The organism is Pseudomonas xanthosomatis, from assembly GCF_019139835.1.
Lineage (GTDB): Bacteria > Pseudomonadota > Gammaproteobacteria > Pseudomonadales > Pseudomonadaceae > Aquipseudomonas > Aquipseudomonas fakonensis.
Map to the genome: position 1 here is coordinate 2,845,076 of NZ_CP077075.1, position 19,238 is coordinate 2,864,313.

14 protein-coding genes are annotated in these 19,238 nt (G+C 64.9%); 4 read left to right on the forward strand and 10 right to left on the reverse strand.

Going from position 1 to position 19,238, the window contains the following annotated elements:
* Nucleotide 1 precedes the first annotated feature (1 nt).
* Nucleotides 2–1,609 (reverse strand): carboxyl transferase domain-containing protein, encoded by a 1,608-nt coding sequence (locus KSS93_RS12675; RefSeq protein WP_217888540.1) that lies wholly within the window; start codon nucleotides 1,607–1,609, stop codon nucleotides 2–4.
* A 19-nt stretch (nucleotides 1,610–1,628) separates the two neighbouring features.
* Complete coding sequence (locus KSS93_RS12680) at nucleotides 1,629–2,792, reverse strand: isovaleryl-CoA dehydrogenase (protein ID WP_217888541.1); 1,164 nt, start codon at nucleotides 2,790–2,792, stop codon at nucleotides 1,629–1,631.
* A 316-nt stretch (nucleotides 2,793–3,108) separates the two neighbouring features.
* On the opposite strand from KSS93_RS12680, the gene KSS93_RS12685 reads away from it, so the two are divergent.
* On the forward strand, nucleotides 3,109–4,782 hold the full coding sequence (locus KSS93_RS12685) for an AMP-binding protein (protein WP_217888542.1): 1,674 nt from the start codon (nucleotides 3,109–3,111) through the stop codon (nucleotides 4,780–4,782).
* Between the two features lie 207 nt (nucleotides 4,783–4,989).
* Here KSS93_RS12685 and KSS93_RS12690 read toward each other — a convergent pair whose 3' ends face one another.
* From KSS93_RS12690 to KSS93_RS12705, 4 genes are all read right to left on the reverse strand, one after another.
* The gene (locus KSS93_RS12690; RefSeq protein WP_217888543.1) at nucleotides 4,990–5,211 is read right to left on the reverse strand and encodes a hypothetical protein; all 222 of its coding nucleotides are present in this window, start codon (nucleotides 5,209–5,211) and stop codon (nucleotides 4,990–4,992) included.
* Nucleotides 5,212–5,238: 27 nt separating this feature from the next.
* Entirely contained in the window at nucleotides 5,239–5,487 is a 249-nt protein-coding gene (gene acpP, locus KSS93_RS12695; protein WP_217888544.1) for an acyl carrier protein, read from the reverse strand.
* Nucleotides 5,488–5,584: 97 nt separating this feature from the next.
* Nucleotides 5,585–5,836 (reverse strand): acyl carrier protein, encoded by a 252-nt coding sequence (locus KSS93_RS12700; protein ID WP_217888545.1) that lies wholly within the window; start codon nucleotides 5,834–5,836, stop codon nucleotides 5,585–5,587.
* A gap of 146 nt (nucleotides 5,837–5,982) precedes the next feature.
* Entirely contained in the window at nucleotides 5,983–6,150 is a 168-nt protein-coding gene (locus KSS93_RS12705) for a hypothetical protein (RefSeq protein WP_217888546.1), read from the reverse strand.
* A gap of 139 nt (nucleotides 6,151–6,289) precedes the next feature.
* Between KSS93_RS12705 and KSS93_RS12710 the strand changes: the two genes are divergently transcribed.
* The 3 genes from KSS93_RS12710 to glgB all read left to right on the forward strand — a co-directional run bounded on the left by KSS93_RS12710 (nucleotide 6,290) and on the right by glgB (nucleotide 14,159).
* On the forward strand, nucleotides 6,290–8,308 hold the full coding sequence (locus KSS93_RS12710) for an alpha-1,4-glucan--maltose-1-phosphate maltosyltransferase (protein ID WP_217888547.1): 2,019 nt from the start codon (nucleotides 6,290–6,292) through the stop codon (nucleotides 8,306–8,308).
* 156 nt (nucleotides 8,309–8,464) lie between these two features.
* A complete protein-coding gene (gene treS / locus KSS93_RS12715; RefSeq protein ID WP_217888548.1) occupies nucleotides 8,465–11,782 on the forward strand; it encodes a maltose alpha-D-glucosyltransferase in 3,318 nt (1,105 codons plus the stop codon).
* A 166-nt stretch (nucleotides 11,783–11,948) separates the two neighbouring features.
* Nucleotides 11,949–14,159 (forward strand): 1,4-alpha-glucan branching protein GlgB, encoded by a 2,211-nt coding sequence (glgB, locus tag KSS93_RS12720; protein WP_217888549.1) that lies wholly within the window; start codon nucleotides 11,949–11,951, stop codon nucleotides 14,157–14,159.
* A 117-nt stretch (nucleotides 14,160–14,276) separates the two neighbouring features.
* Here the strand turns inward: glgB and KSS93_RS12725 are convergent, their stop codons facing one another.
* From KSS93_RS12725 to KSS93_RS12740, 4 genes are all read right to left on the reverse strand, one after another.
* The gene (locus KSS93_RS12725) at nucleotides 14,277–15,353 is read right to left on the reverse strand and encodes an autotransporter domain-containing protein (protein WP_217888550.1); all 1,077 of its coding nucleotides are present in this window, start codon (nucleotides 15,351–15,353) and stop codon (nucleotides 14,277–14,279) included.
* 419 nt (nucleotides 15,354–15,772) lie between these two features.
* Nucleotides 15,773–16,567, reverse strand: a complete 795-nt coding sequence (locus KSS93_RS12730) for an endonuclease/exonuclease/phosphatase family protein (RefSeq protein ID WP_217888551.1) — start codon at nucleotides 16,565–16,567, stop codon at nucleotides 15,773–15,775.
* A 90-nt stretch (nucleotides 16,568–16,657) separates the two neighbouring features.
* Nucleotides 16,658–18,811, reverse strand: coding sequence for a glycogen debranching protein GlgX (gene glgX / locus KSS93_RS12735; protein ID WP_217888552.1), 2,154 nt, complete (start codon nucleotides 18,809–18,811; stop codon nucleotides 16,658–16,660).
* A 153-nt stretch (nucleotides 18,812–18,964) separates the two neighbouring features.
* The gene (locus tag KSS93_RS12740) at nucleotides 18,965–19,222 is read right to left on the reverse strand and encodes a DUF2934 domain-containing protein (protein WP_217888553.1); all 258 of its coding nucleotides are present in this window, start codon (nucleotides 19,220–19,222) and stop codon (nucleotides 18,965–18,967) included.
* Between the last annotated feature and the right edge of the window lie 16 nt (nucleotides 19,223–19,238).

Here is a 19,238-nt window from a genome sequence, read left to right on the forward strand (position 1 = left end):
GTCACATCCGGAAAATGCCGAAGCGGCTCTGTTCGATCGGCGCGTTCAGCGCAGCAGACAACGCCAAGCCCAGTACATCGCGGGTCTGCGCCGGGTCGATGACACCGTCGTCCCACAGCCTGGCGCTCGAGTAGTACGGGTGGCCCTGGCGCTCGTACTGGTCGAGGATCGGCTGCTTGAGGGCATGCTCGTCCTCGGCGCTGAACACCTCGCCACTGCGCTCGCTCTGCTCGCGTTTGACCTGCGCCAGCACGCCTGCGGCCTGCTCGGCACCCATCACGCCGATGCGCGCGTTGGGCCACATCCACAAGAAGCGCGGGTCGTAGGCGCGGCCGCACATGCCGTAGTTGCCGGCGCCAAAGCTGCCGCCGATGATCACCGTGAACTTCGGCACCTGGGCGCAGGCCACGGCGGTCACCAGCTTGGCGCCGTGCTTGGCGATACCGCCTTCTTCATACTTTTTGCCGACCATGAAGCCTGTGATGTTCTGCAGAAACAGCAGCGGGATGCCGCGCTGGCAGGCCAGTTCGATGAAGTGCGCACCTTTTTGCGCAGCCTCGGCGAAGAGGATGCCGTTGTTGGCCAAAATGGCCACCGGGTAGCCGTGCAGGTGGGCGAAGCCGCACACCAGGGTGGTGCCGAACAGCGCCTTGAACTCGTCGAACTGCGAGCCGTCCACCAGTCGCGCGATCACCTCGCGCACATCGAACGGCTGCTTGGCGTCGGCCGGTACCACGCCGTACAGCTCCTCGGCGTTGTACAAGGGCGCGATTGGCGCCTGGCACTGCAGCTTGCCCTGCTTGTGCCAGTTGAGGTTGGCCACGCTGCGCCTGGCGATGGCCAGGGCATGTTCGTCGTTATCGGCATAGTGGTCGGCCACGCCACTGGTGCGGCAGTGCACATCGGCGCCGCCTAAGTCTTCGGCGCTGACCACTTCACCGGTGGCCGCCTTCACCAACGGGGGGCCGGCGAGGAAGATGGTCGCCTGCTGGCGTACCATGATCGCCTCGTCGGCCATGGCCGGCACATAGGCGCCACCGGCGGTGCACGAGCCCATCACCACGGCGATTTGCGGGATGCCCAGTGCGCTCATGTTGGCCTGGTTGAAGAAGATCCGCCCGAAGTGCTCGCGGTCGGGGAATACCTCGTCCTGGCGCGGCAGGTTGGCGCCGCCGGAGTCCACCAGGTAGATGCACGGCAGACGGTTCTGCAGGGCGATGGTCTGCGCGCGCAGGTGCTTTTTTACGGTCAGCGGGTAGTACGAGCCGCCTTTGACCGTGGCGTCGTTGGCCACGATCATGCATTCCACACCTTCGACCCGGCCAATGCCGGCGATCACCCCGGCAGCGGGCACGTCTTCGCCGTACACCTCATGGGCGGCCAGCTGGCCGATTTCCAGGAATGCCGAGCCGGCATCCAGCAGGCGGTCGATGCGCTCGCGCGGCAGCAGCTTGCCGCGCGAGGTGTGCCGCTGCTGGGCCTTGGGCCCGCCGCCCTGGGCGATGTGGGCGAGCAGGCCGCGCAGGGCGCCGACCTGTTCGAGCATGGCCGCGCTGTTGGCGGCAAATTCTGCCGAGCGCGGGTTGAGCTGGGTGTGCAGGGTAGCCATGAACGCCAGTTCCTTGTGCTCAGCGGGTTTCGTTGAACAGTTCGCGGCCGATCAACATCCGGCGAATCTCGCTGGTGCCGGCGCCGATCTCGTACAGCTTGGCGTCGCGCAGCAGGCGCCCGGCCGGGAATTCGTTGATGTAGCCGTTGCCACCGAGAATCTGGATCGCCTCCAGGGCCATCTGCGTGGCGCGCTCGGCGGTGTAAAGAATTACCCCGGCGGCGTCCTTGCGCGTGGTCTCGCCGCGGTCGCAGGCCTGGGCCACGGCGTACAGGTAGGCGCGGCTGGCGTTGAGCTGGGTGTACATGTCGGCGATCTTGCCCTGGATCAGCTGGAACTCGCCGATGCTCTGGCCGAACTGCTTGCGGTCGTGGATGTACGGCACCACCAGGTCCATGCAGCTTTGCATGATGCCGGTCGGCCCGCCGGACAGCACCACGCGCTCGTAGTCCAGGCCGCTCATCAACACCCGCACGCCGCCGTTGAGCTGGCCGAGGATGTTCTGCTCAGGTACCTCGACGTCATCGAAGAACAGCTCGCAGGTATTGGAGCCGCGCATGCCGAGCTTGTCGAACTTGTTGCTGCGGGAAAACCCCTTCCAGTCGCGCTCGACGATGAAGGCGGTGATGCCGTGGGCACCCTTGTCCAGGTCGGTCTTGGCGTAGATCACGTAGGTGTTGGCGTCGGGGCCGTTGGTGATCCAGGTCTTGCTGCCGTTGAGCACGTAGCGGTCGCCGCGTTTTTCGGCGCGCAGTTTCATCGACACCACGTCGGAGCCGGCATTGGGTTCGCTCATGGCCAGGGCGCCGATATGCTCGCCGCTGATCAGCTTGGGCAGGTACTTGAGCTTCTGCTCATGAGTGCCATTGCGGTTGATCTGGTTGACGCACAGGTTGGAGTGGGCACCGTACGAAAGGGCCACCGAGGCCGAGCCGCGGCTGATCTCTTCCATGCTCACCACGTGGGCCAGGTAACCCAGGCCGGCGCCGCCGTATTCTTCGGCAACGGTGATGCCCAGCAGGCCCATATCGCCGAACTTGCGCCACATGTCGGCGGGGAACAGGTTGTCGTGGTCGATCTGCGCGGCGCGTGGGGCCAGCTCTGCGGCGACGAAGGTACGCACCTGGTCCCGCAGCATGTCGATGGTCTCGCCCAGGGCGAAGTTCAGGGTCGGGTAATGCATGGCGGGGCACCTTGTTGTTCTTGAAATTGGGTTACACCCTAGTCCATGGCCTTGTTGCCGTCCCTGTGGGAGCGGGCTTGCCCGCGAATGCGTCAGCAGGCCCGGCACTGTTGCCTGAGGGGTCGCTATCGCGGGCAAGCCCGCTCCTACAGGGGGAGGCGTAGCACCATTGACCTGGGTTTTGCTTTTCACCTTTACGTTAACGTAAACCTCGACATGCCCCTTGTCCAGTCACCTTTACGTTAACGTCAACATGGTCCACAGTTAACGCCGCCTGCTTCAGTCATGCCCAGAACAATCACAAGAAGGGATGCCCATGCCTCAACCCAGCTACACCTGCGGCCGTCAGGACAAAGCATTGCTCACTCTCACCATCGGCCAGGCCTTCGACGCCACCGTGGCCCGCCACCCCGAACGCGAGGCGCTTGTGGTGCGTCACCAGGCCCTACGCTATAGCTGGCGGCAGCTGGCCGAACAAGTCGACGCCCACGCCCGGGCACTGATGGCGCTGGGCGTGGCGGTGGGCGAGCGGGTGGGCATCTGGGCGCCCAACTGCGCCCAGTGGTGCATCCTGCAACTGGCCACGGCCAAAGTCGGCGCGATCCTGGTCAATATCAACCCGGCGTATCGCACGGGCGAGCTGGAATACGTGCTGCGCCAGTCCGGCTGCCGCTGGCTGGTGTGCGCCGGTGCGTTCAAAACCTGTGACTACCACGCCATGCTGCAAGAGCTGGTGCCGGAGCTGGCCAGCCAGGCGATTGGCCAATTGCACAGCGAGCGCCTGCCCGAGCTGCGCGGCGTGGTCAGCCTGGCCGCCGAACCGCCGCCAGGCTTCTTGCCCTGGGCGGCGCTGGCGGGGCGGGCAGAGGAAGTCGACCCCGCCATATTCGATCAGCGTCAGAACAGCCTGCAGTGCGACCAGCCAGTGAACATCCAGTACACCTCCGGCACTACCGGCGCGCCCAAGGGCGCCACCCTGAGCCACTACAACATCCTCAACAACGGCTACATGGTCGGCGCAAGCCTGGGCCTGACCGAGCACGACCGCATGGTGATCCCGGTACCGCTGTACCACTGCTTCGGCATGGTCATGGCCAACCTTGGCTGCATCACCCATGGCAGCACCATGGTGTACCCCAACGACGCCTTCGACGCCGAACTTACCCTGCGCGCCGTGAGTGATGAGCGCGCCAGCATTCTTTATGGCGTGCCGACCATGTTCATCGCCATGCTCGACCACCCGCTGCGCGCGCAGCTGGACCTCACCACCCTGCGCAGCGGCATCATGGCCGGCGCCACCTGTCCGATCGAGGTGATGCGCAAGGTCATCGACCAGTTGCACATGGCCCAGGTGCAGATCGCCTACGGCATGACCGAAACCAGCCCGGTGTCGCTGCAGACCGGCCCCGACGATGGCCTTGAACTGCGGGTAACCACGGTGGGCCGCACCCAGCCGCAGCTGGAAACCAAGCTGGTGGACGCCGATGGCGGCATCGTTACGCGCGGCGAAATCGGCGAGCTGTGCACTCGCGGCTACAGCGTGATGCTCGGCTACTGGGGTAACCCGCAGGCGACGGCCGAGGCCATCGACCCGGCCGGCTGGATGCACACCGGCGACCTGGCGGTGATGGACGACGACGGCTACGTGCGCATTGTCGGGCGCAACAAGGACATGATCATCAGGGGCGGCGAGAACATCTACCCGCGCGAGCTGGAGGAGTTTCTCCACACCCACCCGGCGGTGGCCGAGGCGCAGGTGGTGGGCATTCCGTGCAGCCGGTATGGCGAGGAGGTGGTGGCGTGGATCCGCCTGCACCCGGGGCACAACGCCACAGCGGATGAACTGCAGCAGTGGTGCAAGGCGCGGCTGGCGCACTTCAAGGCGCCAAGGCATTTCCGTTTTGTCGATGAATTCCCGATGACGGTGACGGGCAAGGTGCAGAAGTTCAGGATGCGCGAGATCAGTGTTGAGCTGCTGTCGGGGCAATAGCATCCGCAGAAACCGGTCGGGCGTGCGGTAATGCCAGTCAGTCAATGAAATTTGGGCCGCTGTGCGGCCCTTCGCGGGCAAGCCCGCTCCCACAGGTAAAGCGCCAGCTTGAGGCGTTGCGCGTTCCTGTGGGAGCGGGCTTGCCCGCGAAGGGCTGCAAACGCTAACTGACTGATATCAGGGCGAGCGGTCTGTTTCTCCCCAAACTCATGGCTTTCGCAGAATCCCGATAAGTTCGTCCACTGTCATCGGCTCGGCGAAGTCGATATGCACCTGTGTTGCGAAACCTATGGCCTTCAGGTAGCGGCGCAGTGTTTTCTCGCTGAGCGCTTCCCTCAAGATCAGGTCACCGGTCACTTTGATGTCATCCCGGCGGCTCTTCAAAAGAATCTTCTGAAGGCTTCTGATGACCAGCTTGTTCATGTCCATGGTCAGTACCTGCGTGGGTGAGTGGCATCAGCTGGCTGTTGCGTTCTTTTTGATGTAGTCCGCGACCTTTTGAACGGTGGTGAGTTTTTCTGCGTCTTCGTCGGGTATTACCAATTCGAACTCTTCTTCAAACGTCATGATCAACTCGACTGTGTCGAGCGAGTCCGCACCCAGATCGTCGGTGAAGGAAGACGCGTTTGTGACTTCGTCGCTAGATTTACTCAAATGTTCGGCAATGATTTTTTTCACCCTTTCTTCAATATTTTCTGTACTCATGACCGTCTCCAGATCATTGGGGTTATGACCTCTGTGTTGTAACGCTCACCGGCATTTGGCGAAACTGGCAGAAATGTCAGTTGCTGAATGCGCCAAATCAGCAGCGCAGCGCTGCACCGCTCCTGAGCACCAGCGCGAGCAGTTCGTCGAAGGTGATGTAGGTCGGCAACTGGCGAGGTATTTGAATGCCGAAGGCTTCCTCCACCAGCGCCTGCAACTCGACCATGTCGAAGCTGTCGGCACCCAGCTCGTCCATCGACCGGTCCGAGCGGACCATCGCCGGGCTTTGCTCGAGGAAGTTGCTGACGATCCGCATCAGGCAGGCGTCGGTATGGCGCTGGGAGTACATGGAGCGGGTCGCCGGTAGAGTGAGACCCTGTTGTTTACCCGGCCAGCCGATTGGGCGCTACTGGTAGAAATGTCAGGTGCGCGTGGCTGCAAACTGTGTTGGCCGGCGATAGGGCCCTCGAACCCAACCAGGGCCCCCAGCCTTGTCTATCCTCTACCTCTCACCGGCGGCTCCTCGCTCGGCGGGTCGCCTACGGTGGGCGGCACAGTCGGCTTGATCGGCAGCTCGTCCGGCTCTTCTTCGGGCACCGGCGGTGGCAACGTCGGGTCGTCGATGTTCGGGTCGGGAGTTTCCGGTGGAATGGGAATGTTCATGGGCCTGACCTCGCGTGGTGAATGAAGCGGTGTTGCAGGCTTGGACTCACGCCCCGCGCCATTCGCTCAGTTTTTTTGAACCCACGCGCCCGATCACGGTTCTGAACCCTTACCGTCACAACTCTATGGAGCGAGTGCGATGTCAGGTAACGAGCCCTTCGAAAGCGTGCCTATGGCGGGCGACCACCCGGACCAGGCCATCAGCCTCTCCCAGGCGCTGCTGGCGCCGCGCATCGTGATCGAGGATGTGGGCCCCGCGCTGGACGGCGGTACCTTTGCCAGCAAGGCAGTGCGCGGGCAGCAGGTCCAGGCCAACGCCAAGGTCTACAGCGACGGCCACGACCGCCTGGCAGTGATGCTGTACTGGCGCCAGGCCCACAGCCGGCGCTGGCATACCGTGGCCATGCACTCGCCGGGCAACGACCTGTGGCTGGCCGAGTTCACCCCAACCGAGCTTGGCCTGCACCTGTTCAGCATCGAGGCCTGGGTCGACCCGTTCGCCACCTACTGCCACGACCTTGAGAAAAAGTACGGCGCCGGCCAAAACGTCGAGCTGGAGCTCGAAGAGGGCCGGCTGATGCTCGGCAAGGGCATCGAGCGCAGCGAGGGTTTGCTCGGCGAACAACTGCTCGAATTGCAACAGCGCCTGCCAAGCCTGGCAGTGGACGACCAGGTGGCGCAGCTGTTGAACCCCGATACCCAGCGCCTGATGAGCGAGGCCGAGCACCGCAGCTACCTCACCCGCAGCCGCGAATTCCCGCTGGATGTGGACCGCGAGGCGGCGCAGTTCGCCAGCTGGTACGAGCTGTTCCCGCGCTCGTGCACCGACAGCCCCGAGCGCCACGGCACCTTCAACGACGTGCACCAGCGCCTGCCGATGATCCGTGACATGGGCTTTGACGTGCTGTACTTCCCGCCCATCCACCCCATTGGCCAGCAGCACCGCAAGGGCCGTAACAACGCCCTCAAGGCCCAGCCCGAAGACCCCGGCAGCCCTTACGCCATCGGCAGCCCCGAGGGCGGTCACGACGCCATCCACCCGCAGCTGGGCAGCCGCGAGGACTTCCGCCGGCTGGTGGCCGCCGCCGCCGACCACGGCCTGGAAATCGCCCTGGACTTTGCCATCCAGTGCTCCCAGGACCACCCCTGGCTCAAGGACCACCCCGGCTGGTTCAGCTGGCGCCCCGACGGCACCATTCGCTACGCCGAGAACCCGCCGAAAAAGTACCAGGACATCGTCAACGTCGACTTCTACGCCCCCGATGCCGTGCCCGGCCTGTGGCTGGCCCTGCGTGACGTGGTGGTGGGCTGGGTGGAGGAGGGGGTCAAGACCTTCCGCGTCGACAACCCGCACACCAAGCCGCTGCCGTTCTGGCAATGGTTGATCGCCAATGTGCGCAGCCAGCACCCCGAGGTGGTGTTCCTCGCCGAGGCCTTCACCCGCCCGGCAATGATGGCGCGCCTGGGCAAGGTGGGTTACGCCCAGAGCTACACCTACTTCACCTGGCGCAACAGCAAGCAAGAGCTGCGCGAGTACTTCGAAGAGCTCAACCGCCCGCCGCTGAGCCTGTGCTACCGCCCCAATTTCTTCGTCAACACCCCTGACATCAACCCGTATTTCCTGCAGACCTCCGGGCGCCCGGGCTTTCTCATCCGCGCAGCGCTGGCCACCATGGGTTCGGGGCTGTGGGGCATGTACTCGGGCTTTGAGCTGTGCGAAGGCACGCCACTGCCGGGCAAGGAAGAGTACCTCGATTCGGAGAAGTACGAGATCCGCCCACGCGACTACACAGCCCCCGGCAACATCGTCGCCGAGATTGCCCGGCTCAACCACATCCGCCGCGAAAACCGCGCCCTGCAGACGCACCTGGGGGTGCTGTTCTTGAACTGCTGGAACGAGCAGATCCTGTACTTCGCCAAGCGCACCCCCGAACGTGACAACATCATCCTGGTGGCCATCAGCCTGGACCCATACAACGCCCAGGAGGCCAGTTTCGAGCTGCCGCTGTGGGAGCTGGGGCTGGACGACCACGCCGACACCCAGGGCGAAGACCTGATGACCGGCCACCGCTGGACCTGGCACGGCAAGGTCCAGTGGATGCGCATCGAACCCTGGCACCAACCGTTCGGGATCTGGCGTATCAGCAAGCAGCACTGACCCCTGTAGGAGCGGCCTCGTGCCGCGAAAGGGGCGCGAAGCGGCCCCGGGATCTCGGCGACATGACAGATTGTCGGGGCTGCTGCGCAGCCCTTTCGCGACACAAGGCCGCTCCTACAAAGGGCGTGCCTAACTCGTAAATGAAAGGAGTCGAACATGGCCAAGCGTTCCCGCCCGGCAGCCTTCATCGATGACCCGCTGTGGTACAAGGACGCGGTGATCTACCAGCTGCATATCAAGTCGTTCTTCGACTCGAACAACGACGGCATCGGCGATTTCGCCGGCTTGATCAGCAAGCTCGACTACATCGCCGAACTGGGCGTCAACACCCTGTGGCTGCTGCCGTTCTACCCCTCGCCACGGCGCGACGACGGTTACGACATCGGCGAATACAAGGCCGTGCACCCCGACTACGGCAGCATGGCCGACGCCCGGCGCTTCATCGCCGAGGCGCACAAGCGCAACCTGCGGGTCATCACCGAGCTTGTCATCAACCACACCTCCGACCAGCACCCCTGGTTCCAGCGCGCCCGCCACGCCAAGCGCGGCAGCAAGGCCCGGGACTTCTACGTGTGGTCTGACGACGACCAGAAATACGACGGCACCCGCATCATTTTCCTCGACACCGAAAAGTCCAACTGGACCTGGGACCCGGTGGCCGGCCAGTACTTCTGGCACCGTTTCTACTCGCACCAGCCCGACCTCAACTTCGACAACCCGCAGGTGATGAAGGCGGTGATCGACGTGATGCGCTTCTGGCTCGACATCGGTGTCGACGGCCTGCGCCTGGACGCCATCCCCTACCTGATCGAGCGCGACGGTACCAACAACGAAAACCTCCCCGAAACCCACGCGGTGCTCAAGGCCATCCGCGCCGAGATCGACGCCAACTACCCCGACCGCATGCTGCTGGCCGAGGCCAACCAGTGGCCCGAAGACACCCGCCCGTACTTCGGCGAGGGTGACGGCGACGAATGCCACATGGCCTTCCACTTCCCGCTGATGCCGCGCATGTACATGGCCCTGGCCATGGAAGACCGCTTCCCGATCACTGACATCCTGCGCCAAACCCCGGAGATTCCGGCCAACTGCCAGTGGGCGATCTTCTTGCGCAACCACGATGAGCTGACGTTGGAGATGGTCACCGACCGCGAGCGCGACTACCTGTGGAACTACTACGCCGAAGACCGCCGCGCGCGCATCAACTTAGGCATCCGCCGGCGCCTGGCGCCCTTGCTGCAGCGCGACCGGCGGCGCATCGAGCTGCTCACCAGCCTGCTGCTGTCGATGCCCGGCACCCCCACGCTGTACTACGGCGACGAACTGGGTATGGGCGACAACATCTACCTCGGTGACCGCGACGGCGTGCGCACCCCCATGCAGTGGTCGCCCGACCGCAACGGCGGTTTCTCCAAGGCCGACCCGCAGCGCCTGGTGCTGCCGCCGATCATGGACCCGCTGTATGGCTACCAGACCATCAACGTCGAAGCCCAGGCCCACGACCCGCATTCGCTGCTGAACTGGAACCGCCGCCTGCTGGCGGTGCGCAAGCAGCAGAAGGCCTTCGGCCGCGGCACTTTGAAAATGCTCACCCCCAGCAACCGGCGCATCCTCGCCTACATCCGCGAGTACACAGGCGTCGATGGCCACACCGAAATCGTGCTGTGCGTGGCCAACGTCTCGCGCGCGGCGCAGGCGGCGGAGCTGGAGCTGTCGCAGTACGCAGACAGGGTGCCGGTAGAGATGCTCGGCGGCAGCGCTTTCCCGCCCATCGGCCAGTTGCCGTTCCTGCTCACCCTGGCGCCGTACGGTTTCTACTGGTTCCTGCTGGCCTCCCACGACCGCATGCCCAGCTGGCACATCCAGGCCAGCGAAGGCCTGCCAGAGCTCACCACCCTGGTGCTGCGCAAGCGCCTCGAAGAGCTGCTCGAAGCGCCGTCCAGCGACACCCTGCAAGGCACCATCCTGCCCCAGTACCTGCCCAAGCGGCGCTGGTTCGCCGGTAAAGAGGGGCCGATCGACCAGGTGCGCCTGCGCTACGGCGTGCGCCTGGGCACCTCGGCATTGCCGATGCTGCTGGCCGAAATCGAGGTGCACAGCGACGGCGCGGTCAGCCACTACCAGTTGCCGTTCGGCCTGCTGCCCGAAGAGCAGATCAGCGCCGCATTGCCCCAGCAGCTGGCGCTGTCGCGGGTACGCCGTGGCCGCCAGGTCGGGCTGATCACCGATGCCTTCGTGCTCGAACCCTTCGTGCGCGCCGTGTTGCGCGCCTGCCAGGACGGCCTGCAACTACCCTGCGGCGATGGCCTGGGCGAGCTGCAGTTCCACAGCAACCTGCAGTTGGCCAGCCTGGCGCTGAATGACGACAGCGAAGTGCGCTACCTCGGCGCCGAGCAGTCCAACAGCTCGGTGGTGGTGGGCGAAAGCCTTGTGCTCAAGCTGATCCGTCGGGTCAACCCCGGGGTGCACCCGGAGCTTGAGATGAGCGCCTACCTGACTGCCGCCGGTTTTGCCAATATCTCGCCGCTTTTGGCCTGGGTCAGCCGCGTTGACGAAGACGGGCAGCCCAACCTGCTGATGATCGCCCAGGGCTACCTGAGCAACCAGGGCGATGCCTGGGACTGGACCCAGAACACCCTGGAGCGGGCCATCCGCGACGAAATGGAGCCCGACAGCCTCGAGCAGGAAGCGCACACCGATGCCCTGGCCGAGCTCAGCGGGTTTGCCGCCTTGCTCGGCCAGCGCCTGGGCGAGATGCACCTGCTGCTGGCTGCGCCAAGCAATGATGCGGCATTCGAGCCGCGGGTCAGCAACCGCCAGGACAGCGAGCACTGGGCGCGGCAGATCAGCGCCGAACTGGGCCATGCCCTCGACCTGCTGGCCCAGCACCGCGCCAGCCTCGACCCCGACGGCCAGGCCCTGGTCGACGACCTGCAGCAACAGCGCCAGGGCCTGCAGCAGCATGTCGCCCAGCTGGCCCGCCAGGCCGAAGGTGGCCTGCTGATGCGGGTGCACGGCGACCTGCACCTGGGCCAGGTGCTGGTGGTGCAGGGCGATGCCTACCTGATCGACTTCGAGGGCGAGCCGGCGCGCCCGCTGGACGAACGCCGGGCCAAACACAGCCCGTACAAGGATGTCAGCGGCGTGCTGCGTTCCTTCGACTATGCTGCTGCGATGATTCTGCGCAGCGCCTCGGCAGTAGACCTCTCCGAGGCTGCGCGCCAGGCCCGCCAGCGGGTCGCCCGGCAGTACCTGCATCAGTCGCGTCACGCCTTCGTCGAAGCCTATGGCCTGGCCACCGCCGCCATGCCCCACGCCTGGCAGCAGGCCGAGGGCGAGCGCGCGGCGCTGGAGCTGTTCTGCCTGGAGAAGGCCGCTTACGAGATCAGCTACGAAGCGGAAAACCGCCCGGCCTGGCTGGCCGTGCCCTTGCATGGTTTGCATGGGCTGGTCAGTGCGTGGGGGGAGGGGTGAGCTTTCTGACTGACGATATGCGTTCCCTGTGGGAGCGGGCTTGCCCGCGAAGCAGGCAGCGCGGTTTATGGCACCGGCTTCGCCGGTGTTCGCGGGCAAGCCCGCTCCCACAAGGTTGCCTGAGGGCAACACAGCAGCTCATGAATTCATGGAAAGGGGCAGCAAGATGAATGCAACCACGCGTGACACCGGTGGCCTTCGGCAACGGGACCTCGATGCCCTGGCCAGCGCCGAGCACGCCGACCCGTTCGCGGTGCTCGGCCCGCACCCCGATGGTGCAGGTGGCCAAGCGATACGCGCCTATTTGCCCAACGCCCTCAACGTGAAGGTGCTGGCCCGCGATGACGGGCGCATCCTCGCCGAAATGCAGCAGGCCAGCCTGCCCGGGCTGTTCAGCGCGCGCCTGAGCGAGGCCCACCCGTACCTGCTGCAGATCGGCTGGGCCGGCGGCGAGCAGGTCACCGAAGACCCTTACAGCTTCGGCCCGCAACTGGGCGACATGGACCTGTACCTGTTCGCCGAGGGCAACCACCGCGACCTGTCCGGGCGCTTCGGCGCCCAGCCCACTCAGGTCGATGGCGTCAACGGTGTGTGCTTCTCGGTGTGGGCGCCGAATGCCCGGCGGGTATCGGTGGTGGGCGACTTCAACAACTGGGACGGCCGCCGCCACCCCATGCGCCTGCGCCACAGCGCCGGGGTGTGGGAGCTGTTCATACCCAGGCTGGGGGTAGGCGAAACCTACAAGTACGAAGTGCTCGGCCAGGGCGGCGTGCTGCCGCTCAAGGCCGACCCGCTGGCCCGCGCCACCGAGCTGCCGCCGAGCACCGCCTCGAAGGTGGCCGGCGAGCTGGCCCACGGCTGGCAGGACCACGACTGGATGGCCCAGCGCGCCCAGCGCCACGCTTACAGCGCGCCGCTGTCGATCTACGAGCTGCACGCCGGCTCCTGGCGCTGCGAGCTGGACGATGCCGGCGAAGTGACGCGCTACTACAACTGGCGCGAACTGGCCGAGCGCCTGGTGCCCTACGTGCAGGAGCTGGGTTTTACCCACATCGAGCTGATGCCGATCATGGAACACCCGTTCGGCGGCTCCTGGGGCTACCAGCCGTTGTCGCTGTTCGCCCCCACCTCGCGCTACGGCAGCGCCGAGGACTTCGCCTTCTTCGTTGACGCCTGCCACCAGGGCGGCATTGGCGTATTGCTCGACTGGGTGCCGGCGCATTTCCCCACCGACGAGCACGGCCTTGCGCGTTTCGACGGCACCGCGCTGTACGAATACGACAACCCGCTTGAAGGCTTCCACCAGGACTGGAACACGCTCATCTACAACCTGGGGCGCAACGAGGTGCGCGGCTTCATGCTGGCCTCGGCGCTGCACTGGCTCAAGCATTTCCACATCGACGGCCTGCGGGTCGATGCGGTGGCCTCGATGCTGTACCGCGATTACTCGCGCAAGGCCGGCGAGTGGGTGCCCAACCGCCACGGCGGGCGCGAGAACCTCGAAGCCATCGACTTCATCCGCCACCTCAACAGCGTGGCCGCCCATGAAGCGCCCGGCGCGCTGATCATCGCCGAGGAGTCCACCGCCTGGCCCGGGGTCAGCCAGCCGGTGCAGCAGGGCGGTCTGGGCTTTGCCTACAAGTGGAACATGGGCTGGATGCACGACACCCTGCACTACATCCAGAACGACCCGATCCACCGCACATACCACCACAACGAGATGAGCTTCGGGCTGATCTACGCCTACTCCGAGCACTTCATCCTGCCCATCTCCCATGACGAGGTGGTGCACGGCAAGCACTCGCTGATCGACAAGATGCCCGGTGACCGCTGGCAGAAGTTCGCCAACCTGCGCGCCTACCTCACCTTCATGTGGACCCACCCGGGCAAGAAGCTGCTGTTCATGGGCTGCGAGTTCGGCCAGTGGCGCGAGTGGAACCACGACCAGCAACTGGACTGGTACCTGATGCAGTATTCCGAGCACCAGGGCGTGCAAAAGCTGGTGGGCGACTTGAACCGCCTGTACCGCGCGCTGCCGGCGCTGCACGAGCAGGATTGCCTGCCCCAGGGCTTCCAGTGGCTGATTGGCGATGATGCGCAAAACAGCGTGTACGCCTGGCTGCGCTGGAGCAGCCAGGGCGAGCCGCTGCTGGTGGTGGCCAACTTCACCCCGGTACCGCGCGAGGGTTACCGCATCGGCGTGCCGTTCGGCGAGCAGTGGCAGGAGCTGCTCAACAGCGATGCCGAGCTGTACGCCGGTTCCAACGTCGGCAACCTGGGAGCAGTGGCCAGTCAGTCCATCGCCAGCCACGGCCAGCCGCTGTCGCTTGCGCTGAACCTGCCGCCGCTTGGGGTGTTGGTGATGAAGCCGGCCTGACCGGCTGACTGTACCGTCCTCTTCGCGGGTAAACCCGCTCCCACAGGGACCGCACAAGATTCAGACTTTGTGCAGTCCCTGTGGGAGCGGGTTTACCCGCGAAAAGGCCGGGCCTGCCTACCAGCGCATCCGCACCCCCAAACTGCCAATCAACCCGTTCAAGTCATTGTCATCCACATCACTGCTGTAATCGGCGCTGACGAACAACGCCACATTGGGCGTAACCCGCGCCACCAACCCTAACCCCAGTTCCACCGTGGCCGAGCTGCGCGAGCTGGAGATCTTGTCCACCTGGTCGAGCTTCACCGTGTCGTAGTTGCTGAAGTCGTACCACACGTTGGTGCGCACATAGGGTTCGATGGGCATGCCGCGAACCTCGTAGCGCCCCGACAGTTTCGCCCCCACCCGGCCGCTCCAGCTCGGCTGGCTGTCGAACGCCTGCAGGGTCTGTTCCTGGGCCTGGTTGCCGGGGAAGAACTGCTGGTTGATCAACTGCGCCTGGGGCTCGATCACCCAGCCGCCGCCCAGACCGATGGGGAAGCCGCCTTCCACCGAAAAGGTCATGGCGTGGCCGCTGTCGTCCACCCGCTGGCCGCTCTCGCTGCGGCCGTTGACATCGATGCGCGTGCCCATGGCCACGGCGTCCACATGCCAGCCCTGCTCATGAGTCATGCTCCAGTACACCCCCAGGCTCTCGCCGCTCAGGTTTACCGCGTTGCGTTGCTTGTCGCCCAGTAACGGGCGTATGCCGTTGAAGCTGCTCTGCAGGTTGTTGTGGCCAACGAAGATGCCTGCGCGGTGCACGTTGCCGCCGGCGGTTTCACGCACGAACAGGTCCGGGCCGACCATCATCTGCTGGCTGGGCGCCTCCAGTTGCGCCGGCTCCCGGCCGCCCGGGCGCGGGCTGCCCGGGAAGAACTGCGCCCACTGGCTGGCAATCAGGTCCGGGGCGGCCTGGCCATGGCGCTCGGCCATGCGCTCGCTGAACGCCGCCAGCATGCCCTGGTTCAGGCCACTGGCGTTCAGCGGGTCAATAGACAGCTGAGGTACCGCAGGGGCCTGCAAAAAGCGCGCGAACGGCTCGCCCTCCTGGGGTTCGAAGGCGAAGGTTTCCACCGGGGTTGCCAGAAGCAGCGACGTGGAAACCGCGTAGAAAAAGCTGTCGAAGCGCACGGGGTTCGAGGTGGTTTTCATGGCGGATCTCCTGTTTTGCGTTGGAGTGAGCAGCGTGTGGTACCGCCCGGAACCTGGCCCGATGTCACGTGCTGACGGCAAAACAGGGGCGACACAAACCAGCGCGCCAACCTTTGCGAACGCGCACGAAGGCGCGAGCTAGAGGCCCGGCACGAATTTTTACTACGAGTGGTTCTGTTCAGCTAAGGAGACGCAGGGGCTTGCGTCAAGAAGGTGTGAAAGGTCCGCGAAAACTACGTTGGGATGGGCAGCTGTTTGAATTTAAAGGATTTACCTTGATGTATATCGATATCGGCGATTTGCCGTGGAGGCGCTATGCCGAATCGTTGCATCGCCCGCTGTCGACGCCTTCCCTGTAGGAGCGGCCTCGCCGGTCCGGCGCCCCGGCGAGGCCGCTCCTACAAGGTTGTGCACGCCGTTTACAACCGCACCTCCACCGCCAGCGGCAGGTGGTCAGACAGATGCGTCCACGGCTTGTGCCCGAGAATTTGCGGCCTGTGGCTGTCGGCGTTGCGCAGGTAGATGCGGTCCAGGCGCAGCAGCGGCAGGCGCGCAGGGTAGGTGCGCGCCAGCAGCCCATGGTGGCGCTCGAAGGCCTCGTGCAGGCCCTGCTCCAGTCTCAGGGTACGGTTGCCGCGCAACTGCCAGTCGTTGAAGTCGCCGGCAATGATCACTGGCGCATCGGCGGGCAGGGCGTCGAGCAGTTTGCGCAGCAACTGCAACTGCTTTTGCCGGTGGCTTTCGAGCAACGACAGGTGCACGCAGATGGCATGCACCTGGCGCCCGCCCGGTACGTCCAGCACGCAGTGCAGCAGCCCGCGCCGCTCGGGGCCGGTGATCGACACGTCGAGGTTGCGGTGCTCGATGATCGGGTATTTGGACAGCAGCGCATTGCCGTGGTGGCCGTCGGGGTACACCGCATTGCGCCCGTAAGCGAACTCGCTCCACATGCTGTCGGCAAGAAATTCGTACTGCGAGGTTTTCGGCCAGTCGGGGTGGCGTGCGGCATGCCGGTCATGGCTGCCGAGCACCTCCTGCAGGAACACGATATCGGCCTCGGTGCTGCGCACCGCCTCGCGCAACTCCGGCAGGATGAAGCGCCGGTTGAAGGCGGTGAAGCCTTTGTGGGTATTGACCGTCAGCACCTTCACCCGGTGCACCGGCGGGGCCTGGCTGACGCTGGCGAAACCTGGACTGCCGGCTTCGGGGTTCACGGTTGCTCCTTTGGGACGCTGAGAATCTCGTGGGAGCGGCGCACCGCCGCTCCCACGCTACTTTCTAGGACCGATTCACCCTATCCAGGTTCATTCTTCCTCCCGCTGCAGCACCAGCAACAGCAGCGCGCGCCCCTGTACCTCGAACAGGCTGTCGAAGGCCAGGTGCTGCGCCTTGCGCAGTTGCGGCCGGTCGGTGTCCACCAGCAGGCTCCAGTAGTCGCCTTCAGGCACGGCCGGCAGCTTGAACGGCACCACGTCGTGGTAGGCGTTGACGATCAGCAGCATGGTCGCCTCGGCGCCGGGGCGGGCGATGCCGCTTTCCTGGGCGCGGCCGTCCATCAGCATGCCCAGGCAGCGGCCGTGCGGGTCTTCCCACTGCTCGACGCTCATCTCGCTGCCGTCCGGGGCCAGCCAGGTGACGTCCTTCACGCCGATGGCCTCGTTGTAGTCGCCCACCAGAAAGCGCGAGCGGCGCAGAATCGGGTAGGCCAGGCGCAGCCGGGTCAGGCGCTTGACGAAGGCCATCAGCTCGGTGCCGTCCTGGTCCAGGTCCCAGTTCACCCAGCCGATCTCGCTGTCCTGGCAGTAGGCGTTGTTGTTGCCGTGCTGGGTGCGGCTGAACTCGTCGCCGGCAACGATCATCGGCGTGCCCTGGGCCAGCAGCAGGGTGGCGAAGTAGTTGCGCATCTGGCGCATGCGCAGGGCGTTGATCGCCGGGTCTTCGGTGGGGCCCTCGACGCCGCAGTTCCACGACAGGTTGTTGTTGGTGCCGTCCTGGTTGTTTTCGTCGTTGTCCTCGTTGTGCTTGTCGTTGTACGACACCAGGTCGCGCAGGGTGAAGCCGTCGTGGGCGGTGATGAAGTTGATCGAGCTGTACGGGCGCCGGCCACGGTTGTTGAACAGGTCGCCCGAGGCGGTGATGCGCGCGGCAAAGTCGGCAAGCATGCCTTCATCGCCCTTCCAGAAGCTGCGCACGGTGTCGCGGAAACGGTCGTTCCACTCCGCCCAGCCGGGGGCGAAGTTGCCCACCTGGTAGCCGCCCGGGCCGCAGTCCCAGGGCTCGGCAATCAATTTGACCTGGCTCAGCATCGGGTCCTGGCGGCAGGCTACGAGGAAGCCGTGCCGTTCGCTGTAGCCGTCGTGGTAACGGCCAAGGATGGTCGCCAGGTCGAAGCGAAAACCGTCCACGTGCATTTCGCCGGCCCAGTAGCGCAGCGAGTCGGTGACCAGTTGCAGCACGCAGGGGTGGCTCAGGTCCAAGGTGTTGCCGGTGCCCGAATCATTGATGTAGTAGCGCTTGTCGTCGGGCATCAGCCGGTAGTACGAGGCGTTGTCGATACCGCGCATCGACAGGGTCGGGCCGCGCTCGTTGCCTTCGGCGGTGTGGTTGTAGACCACATCCAGAATCACCTCCAGGCCCGCGTCATGCAGGTGCGCGACCATCTCCTTGAACTCGGCGATCTTGCCGCTGGCCAGGTAGCGCGGGTGCGGGGCAAAGAACGCGATGCTGTTGTAGCCCCAGTAGTTGTTCAGGCCCTTGTCCAGCAGGTGCTGGTCGTTGACGAAGGCATGGATCGGCAGCAGCTCGATGCTCGATACGCCCAGCTCCTTGATATGCCTCAGCAGCTCATCGTTGGCCAGCCCCGCGAAGGTGCCGCGCAGGTGCTCCGGCACGCCGGGGTGGCGCATGCTGATGCCGCGGGTGTGGGCTTCGTAGATGATTGTGCGCTCCCACGGAACAGACACACGCTGGTCGCGCCCCCAGGTGAAGGCCGGGTCGATGACCTTGCACTTGGGCACGAACGGCGCGCTGTCGCGCTCATCGAACGACAGGTCGCCGTCGGGGTGGCCGATGGTGTAGCCAAACAGCGCTTCGGACCATTTCAGGTTGCCCACCAGCTGCTTGGCGTAGGGGTCGATCAGCAGCTTGTTGGGGTTGAAACGGTGGCCATTCTGCGGCTCGTACGGGCCGTATACCCGGTAGCCGTAGACCAGCCCGGGGTGCGCGTCGGGCAGGTAGCCGTGGTAGATCTCGTCGGTGTACTCGGGCAGCTCGATGCGCTCGAGTTCGTGTTCGCCGGTTGAGTCGAACAGGCACAGTTCAACCTTGGTGGCGTTGGCCGAGAACAGGGCAAAGTTGACCCCCAGGCCGTCCCAGGTGGCGCCCAGCGGGAAGGGTAGGCCTTCGCGGATGCGCGACGGGGCAACGGAGCGGGTTTTTTTCGGGGTGCGGGGGCTCATGGCAGTCCTCGTGGGGCCGTGGAGAGAGAGGAAGATGTGGATACCTGCACCGGCCTCTTCGCGGGTAAAACCGCTCCCACAGGAATATCACCTGGCTTGAGCGAGGCGCGGTCCCTGTGGGAGCGGGTTACCCGCGAAAGGGCCGGAACAGGTTCAACCAGAAGCTGGTTTTTTCGCCGCCCGAGGTTTTTTCACTGCGGCCGCGGGCAACGCCGCCACCTTGGGCTCTGCCGGAGCCTTGGGCTTGGCCGCCGCCTTCTTGCGTGGCGGGGCTTTGGGCGCCAGCGCCTCGGCCTCGGCCAGCTTGCGTGCCTTGTCCCAGTGCTCCTCCTCGCGCCCCTCGGGCTTACCCTCCGATTCCCAGATCTGATACGCGAATTCGCGAATACGCTTTTCATCAACACTCATCACGACGCTCCTGAATGCA